The sequence below is a fragment of the Telluribacter sp. genome (assembly GCF_035998675.1).
Classification (GTDB): Bacteria; Bacteroidota; Bacteroidia; order Cytophagales; family Spirosomataceae; genus Telluribacter.
The window spans coordinates 1-5,506 of record NZ_DASYHI010000004.1 but is presented as its reverse complement, the minus strand read 5'-3'; the positions used below and the strand labels follow the sequence as shown (position 1 = coordinate 5,506).

General features: G+C 47.9%; 6 protein-coding genes. 2 read left to right on the top strand and 4 right to left on the bottom strand.

The window, feature by feature from the left end; genetic code table 11:
* The first annotated feature begins 185 nt into the window (after window positions 1-185).
* Window positions 186-578, top strand: a complete 393-nt coding sequence (locus VGN67_RS01275) for a DUF4919 domain-containing protein (protein ID WP_414717277.1) — start codon at window positions 186-188, stop codon at window positions 576-578.
* 252 nt (window positions 579-830) lie between these two features.
* On the opposite strand, the gene VGN67_RS01270 is transcribed toward VGN67_RS01275, so the two are convergent.
* A complete protein-coding gene (locus VGN67_RS01270; protein WP_327484945.1) occupies window positions 831-1,283 on the bottom strand; it encodes an SgcJ/EcaC family oxidoreductase in 453 nt (150 codons plus the stop codon).
* 149 nt (window positions 1,284-1,432) lie between these two features.
* On the bottom strand, window positions 1,433-3,922 hold the full coding sequence (locus tag VGN67_RS01265; protein ID WP_327484944.1) for a zinc-dependent metalloprotease: 2,490 nt from the start codon (window positions 3,920-3,922) through the stop codon (window positions 1,433-1,435).
* A 148-nt stretch (window positions 3,923-4,070) separates the two neighbouring features.
* On the opposite strand from VGN67_RS01265, the gene VGN67_RS01260 reads away from it, so the two are divergent.
* A complete protein-coding gene (locus VGN67_RS01260) occupies window positions 4,071-4,856 on the top strand; it encodes a cupin domain-containing protein (protein ID WP_327484943.1) in 786 nt (261 codons plus the stop codon).
* Between the two features lie 56 nt (window positions 4,857-4,912).
* Here VGN67_RS01260 and VGN67_RS01255 read toward each other — a convergent pair whose 3' ends face one another.
* Window positions 4,913-5,269: a helix-turn-helix domain-containing protein gene (locus tag VGN67_RS01255; protein WP_327484942.1), complete on the bottom strand. Its 357-nt coding sequence runs from the start codon at window positions 5,267-5,269 to the stop codon at window positions 4,913-4,915.
* An 11-nt stretch (window positions 5,270-5,280) separates the two neighbouring features.
* Window positions 5,281-5,364 (bottom strand): type II toxin-antitoxin system HigB family toxin, encoded by an 84-nt coding sequence (locus VGN67_RS01250; protein ID WP_327484946.1) that lies wholly within the window; start codon window positions 5,362-5,364, stop codon window positions 5,281-5,283.
* Window positions 5,365-5,506 lie beyond the last annotated feature (142 nt).

Sequence of the window (5,506 nt, the reverse complement as noted above, 5' to 3'; positions counted from 1 at the left end):
GTAGGCAACGGACTGACCATTAGCCAACATTTTGAGCACTTCTGCTTTGAAATCTGCATCGTACTTCCGACGTTTTTTTACGTACTGCATAGTCTTGCTAAGTTAAGCAAGTTTACTGTGCCGATAAACCGGACCATCTCAATGCAGAGGGTTACCGACCGTTCAAAATATATTCAAACCCACAGATGAAACCATTTTTTAGATATATTACGAAGGGAAACTGTAAGCAGGCAGTACCTATTGGAATAAATATTCTTAAAAGTAGTCCCCTGGATCTGACAGTTTTATTACATACCTGTACCTGCATAAGAAACAACAACTTACCTGATAGTCAGAACCTGATACCAAGATTTACAAAACTACTCGAAGTTATAATCTCAACCGGCAACGGAAGGTCAACAGAAACAGCAATTAAAATTGTAAATATTCAAGACGACTATGTCATCAAAGGTGTTTTAGGCTTTTTAGGAGGCCAAGAAAGTCTATCAGTAAAGGGTAACAAAACTTTCAGTGTATGGACAAATGGAAACGATAAATTGTACTTTGAAGATATTTTAAACGTTAAGTTTCCTGAGTAAAAATCTTTTTATTATAAATATTACCTCAATTGTAATAAACACCTGAGGTAAATAGATGCCCCTATTACTTCAATAAACTATTAGATCTTGTACTCTATTAGTCGCATGTATTTAATTTATTTCCGAAGGCCTCTGCCTAATGGCTTGCGAGCCGCGGGCCATCACCACGGACTGGGGAGTTTTCAATACATAGGGAAAATGATAGTACTCTTCTCTTCTAATTCACTAAAATAGTACCAACCGAAAGTACTTTTAATTCGTACCAGCCGGAAGCATATTTCGGATGGCAGTAATTTTCCAATTACCCTTTTGACTGACTACTACAAATGTACTCCACATTTGCCGGGTGGTACCATTGGGATTCTGGATGGTGTAGCGAGCATCCACCACGGCACTTTCGGGATTCAGGAAGCGTACCCTTTCCACTTTCAGCGTTCTGGTTCCGGGGTTCGTATCCGTACTTCGTACCATGCCGGCCATTGAACCTTTTATCCCCTCACGCCATTCTCCCGAAGACACCAGCTGGTCAATGTCGGTGGTCAAAATACTTTTCAACAAAACGGTATCCTGTTTTTCTCTTGCTAATGAGTAGTTGTCGATTAAGGCAATGATTGCCCGTTCCTGTTTGGCGTTTCGGGTACTTTGTCCCTGTACCAGCATGGGAACGAATAGCATGAGCCAGGCAAAAAGGTAGGTTCTGTTCATATTTCAGGATATATAAATTTTGGGTTTAACAAAGGTAGATCAGGTACTTAACCAATGTAGCTGACGTTTTTTTAGCGTCAACTTTACTGAGATTTTAAAGTAAAAAACACTGCAACAAAAAAAGCCCCTCCTGACGGAGGGGCCCCTTACTATCCTTTGGCCGGATGTAGAATATTTTCAATTCTGACCAGTGCGTCCTGCACATGGTACTTGGAAAGGTCGTCGGAAAAGCGGCTTTGGGTACTTTTTAACTGCTGCTGTAACTTCAAAAGCTCCCCCCTCACAATAGACCGAATATCTGACTGACTGATCTCGACCGGCGTGCTGGTGCGGCTATTGGCGGGTTTTTCGTTGAGCAGGAAGTTCATCCGGTCCAGGTAGGCTTTCTGCAGATTGCGTCGGTAAATATCAATCTTCCCACCGGTATACGCTTCGCTCCAGACCCCCCGCTGTAACTGGCGCACCATGGTCAGGGCATTGTAAGGTACTTCATTCACCTCGTTTTCCATCAGCCGGGCCATCCGGTCGGCCGAAAGCAGGCTGTTGAGGTGGCGCACCTGCAGACTCCGGATACCCTCCACGTAGTTGGCGTGGTGAATGTTGCGGGAAATTTTCGCTTCGTGCAGCCATGCCGGCGAAGAGAAAGCATTTTTCAGGATCCAATCCAGCGAGGCGGTTTGCGTTTTTGCCGCCACCGGGGTATATATAAATCCTTCCTGGTTGGGTTTCTGGCGGTTTTCGTGGACACCTCCCACATTGGTTATCACATGGCCGATGTACCGGCTCCAAACCGCGAGCATCTCCCCGTACAGTTCTTCCAGGTCGTCGTAGTCGTTGGTTTGGGCGGCGGTCCAGTCGTACAATTTGGGCGCTACCTGTTTTAAATTCTTTAAACCATAGGTACTTGCCTGCACCACATCCGCCCCTATACCCTCAGTCTGGCTCTCGGGATCGTAACCGCCACTGCCACTACCAAACTGGTAGATCGGGTCGCCGGTTTTTTCATTGATCCATCCGGCCAAAGTAGGTACCTCCGTCTCGGCGCTTCGGGCGTCCGGCAGGTAGCGATACCCCCAGTTGATAACGTAGTGGTCGTATGGCCCCAACTGACGCACAAACCGGACCTCCTTGTCGCCGGGCTGCGCCACGTAGTTGTAGCGGGCGTAGTCCATAATCGTAGCGGCAATACCGTACTGCTGGGTAAATTTTCCCGAACGCAGGGAGTCGGTAGGATAGGCTGCACTGGCCTTCATGTTGTGGGGCAGCCCCAGCGCGTGACCTACTTCGTGGGTAATTACCTCCTTCATCATTTCGCCCAGGTCTTCCATGGGGGTATCGAGCGTGCGGGCGCTGGTGTTGGCGGCACCGGTTTCCAGCAGGTACCGGTTACGGTACGAGCGCAGGTGGTTGTGGTACCAGATAATGTCGCTTTCGATGATCTCACCGGAGCGGGGGTCCGACACACTGGGCCCAACGGCATTGCGGGTGGTGCTGGCCACGTACCTTACCACCGAGTACCGCACATCTTCCGGATTAAAATCCGGATCTTCTTCGGGTGTGGGCGGGTCTTTGGCAATAATCGCGTTTTTAAACCCAGCGGTTTCAAAAGCCTGCTGCCACTGCTCCACGCCCGCTTTGATATAAGGACGCAACTTGGCGGGCGTAGCCGGGTCGAGGTAGTACACAATGGGCTTTACGGGTTCTACCAGTTCACCCCGACGGTAGGCAGCCATATCCTTAGGTACCAGTTTCCAGCGCCGTATGTACGACTTCTCGTCGGCTTTCAGGGCTTCGGAGCCGTAGTCCAGTTGACGGATGTTGAAGTACCCTACCCGGTAGTCGTTGATGCGGGGCTGCATAGGTACTTTCGGCAGCAGTACCATCGACTGGTTCATCAACACGCTGATGGCACCCGTGGTCGAGTTGGAAGGCGGCTCGGCGGCGTCATAGGTAAAATCCTGCCTGACTTCAATGTTTAGCGGAAAACTTTTGACGCTGGAAATAAAACTGCGGCTTTCATCCAGCCTGCTCACTTTATAGTTCTTCCGCATGTCGGGGTCCAGTCCGCTGAACGCTTTTACGTCGCTGGTAAAAAACTTCGTTACGTCAATCAGGTAAGCGGAGGAATCTTTGGACAAGGCGGCAATGTCAAAGGCATAAATGGTAGGTTGGTAGTTATTGGCCCGCACCGAAATATTGATCGGTAGCGAGTCCGCAGCAACCGAACCGTACGATTTTGATTTTAACAGGATCTTTTCCCCGAATTTCTGCCACTCTACCATCAGTTCATTGACCGAAGAACCCGCATTAACGTACCCCCCGCCCAGGCCGGAAGGCAGGCTGGCAAACCGGCTGATCCAGAGAAAATCGCGTTTGAGTAAGGAGTCGGGTATTTCGTAGTAGTACTTATCGGCTACTTTATGAATTGTAAACAGCCCCTGGTCAGTTACTGCGTCTTTGGTAATGAGTTCACTGTAACTTTTCATGCCAACTCGGGCGACGGCTCTTGGCCTTTCGGCCGTCTCCGTTTTAGTCGGGGTTGCTGAGGTTGCCTGCTGTGGTACTTTGGTACTTGTGCAGGAAGCCTGAATAAGGGCCAGCAGTCCGGCAAGACCAATGGCCTGATAATGTTTTAACATGGGTTGAAAGTTATTCGATGAAGAGTTGATTCTCAATTAAAAATTAGCCGCTTAAAGATAATACACTTTTTTTTGAATAAAGCAGTAAAACAAGTAGGAGAACAATCATCTTTCCCTTTGGTTGCATATACATGTAAACTGGCTCCAGATGAAACCCCATGTTCCTTTTTCCTACCGGTACTTACTACTTCTGTTTTTTTTAGTAGCAGGTACGGCTAATGCCCAGTACGCCCAGGTACCTTCTGCGGTTTATCGCTGGGACGTGGCGCCGGTTTCAAGGAAGGCCAATTCGGAGCAGAGGGTGCTGCTGGAAGGCGCTACCCCGCACTTTACCCACCTGAAAATCCACGCAACTACCGTGGAGGCCGGTCAGGCTCCCCATGACGCGCACGCGCACCCCGACGAAGAACTGGTGATTGTGAAGGAAGGTCGGCTCACTATTACCTTTAATGGAAAAACTGAATTGCTTGAAGCGGGCAGCATAGCCCTGTTCATGCCCGGCGACAGACACGGCTTTGAGAACAGGAGTACCGGGCCCGTTACCTACTACATCATGCGGTACGAGTCGGCCAGTCCCCAACCCGAAAGAGGTACTAAGGCCGGTGGTTCGTTTGTAAAACACTGGAAGGACCTGGAATACAAAACCCACGACAAAGGTGGCCGCAGGAATGTATTTGACCGGGCCACTGCGCATTCGGAACGGTTTGAGATGCACACCACGACGCTTAATGCAGGGCTCATGAGCCACCCGCCCCATACGCACCGGGCCGCCGAAATCCTGCTTCTTATTGAGGGACAAGCCGAGGAAAGTATTGATGGAAAATGGACACCCGCCGCAGTGGGTGATATTATATTCCTGCAGTCGCAGGTACCCCACGCCATCCGAAACACCGGTTCCAGGCCCTGCACCTACTTTGCCTTTCAGTTTGAATAAAGATTTTGTAAATGAGTGAGAGGCGAAAATAGTATTGATTTTCAGGAGTAGAAAATCTAGTATTCCTGGATTAATACATTTGTAGGGATATTTAAAGTTTTATGAAGATTTCTAATCATATCCAGGGTGAGCTTCCTTTTTTTATTTAGTATTTCACTTACTCTGCTTTTATAACCTAGAACTTCTGCTAGCTCTTTTTGCTTAATTCCCAGCTGCTCCATCCTGAACTTTACAGCTTCAATCGGGTCCGGTTTACCGATTGGAAAGTGCTCCTTTTCATAAGAATCAATGAGAAAAGCAATTACTTCTAATTCATCACCTTCCGGTGTACCTGGCTCTGCATCGAATATCACTTCCAGCCTTTGCAAGACCAGTTGATAATCATTTTCATTTTTTATTAATTTAATATTCATGAGCTATTTGATTAAATCCTGGCCGCATCTATTTTATCGTATTCGGCATGGGTACCTAAAAAACGTATCCACACAATTCCATACTTGTAGTTAATCTTAGAACCTGTTTAAAAATAAGGTATAAAGGGTCAAAAAAGGCAGAATCAGCCTATCTTGTGGGTTAATCCGACCAAAGATGTACCCCACAGACCTGACTGATTCCGCCTGGCAAGTTATCCAGGAAATCCTTGCTGACAA

Excerpts from the sequence above, each read along its gene's own strand:
- VGN67_RS01275 (WP_414717277.1), top strand. The coding sequence starts at position 186 with ATGAAACCATTTTTTAGATATATTACGAAGGGAAACTGTAAGCAGGCA.
- VGN67_RS01270 (WP_327484945.1), bottom strand. The coding sequence starts at position 1,283 with ATGAACAGAACCTACCTTTTTGCCTGGCTCATGCTATTCGTTCCCATG.
- VGN67_RS01265 (WP_327484944.1), bottom strand. The coding sequence starts at position 3,922 with ATGTTAAAACATTATCAGGCCATTGGTCTTGCCGGACTGCTGGCCCTT.
- VGN67_RS01260 (WP_327484943.1), top strand. The coding sequence starts at position 4,071 with ATGAAACCCCATGTTCCTTTTTCCTACCGGTACTTACTACTTCTGTTT.
- VGN67_RS01255 (WP_327484942.1), bottom strand. The coding sequence starts at position 5,269 with ATGAATATTAAATTAATAAAAAATGAAAATGATTATCAACTGGTCTTG.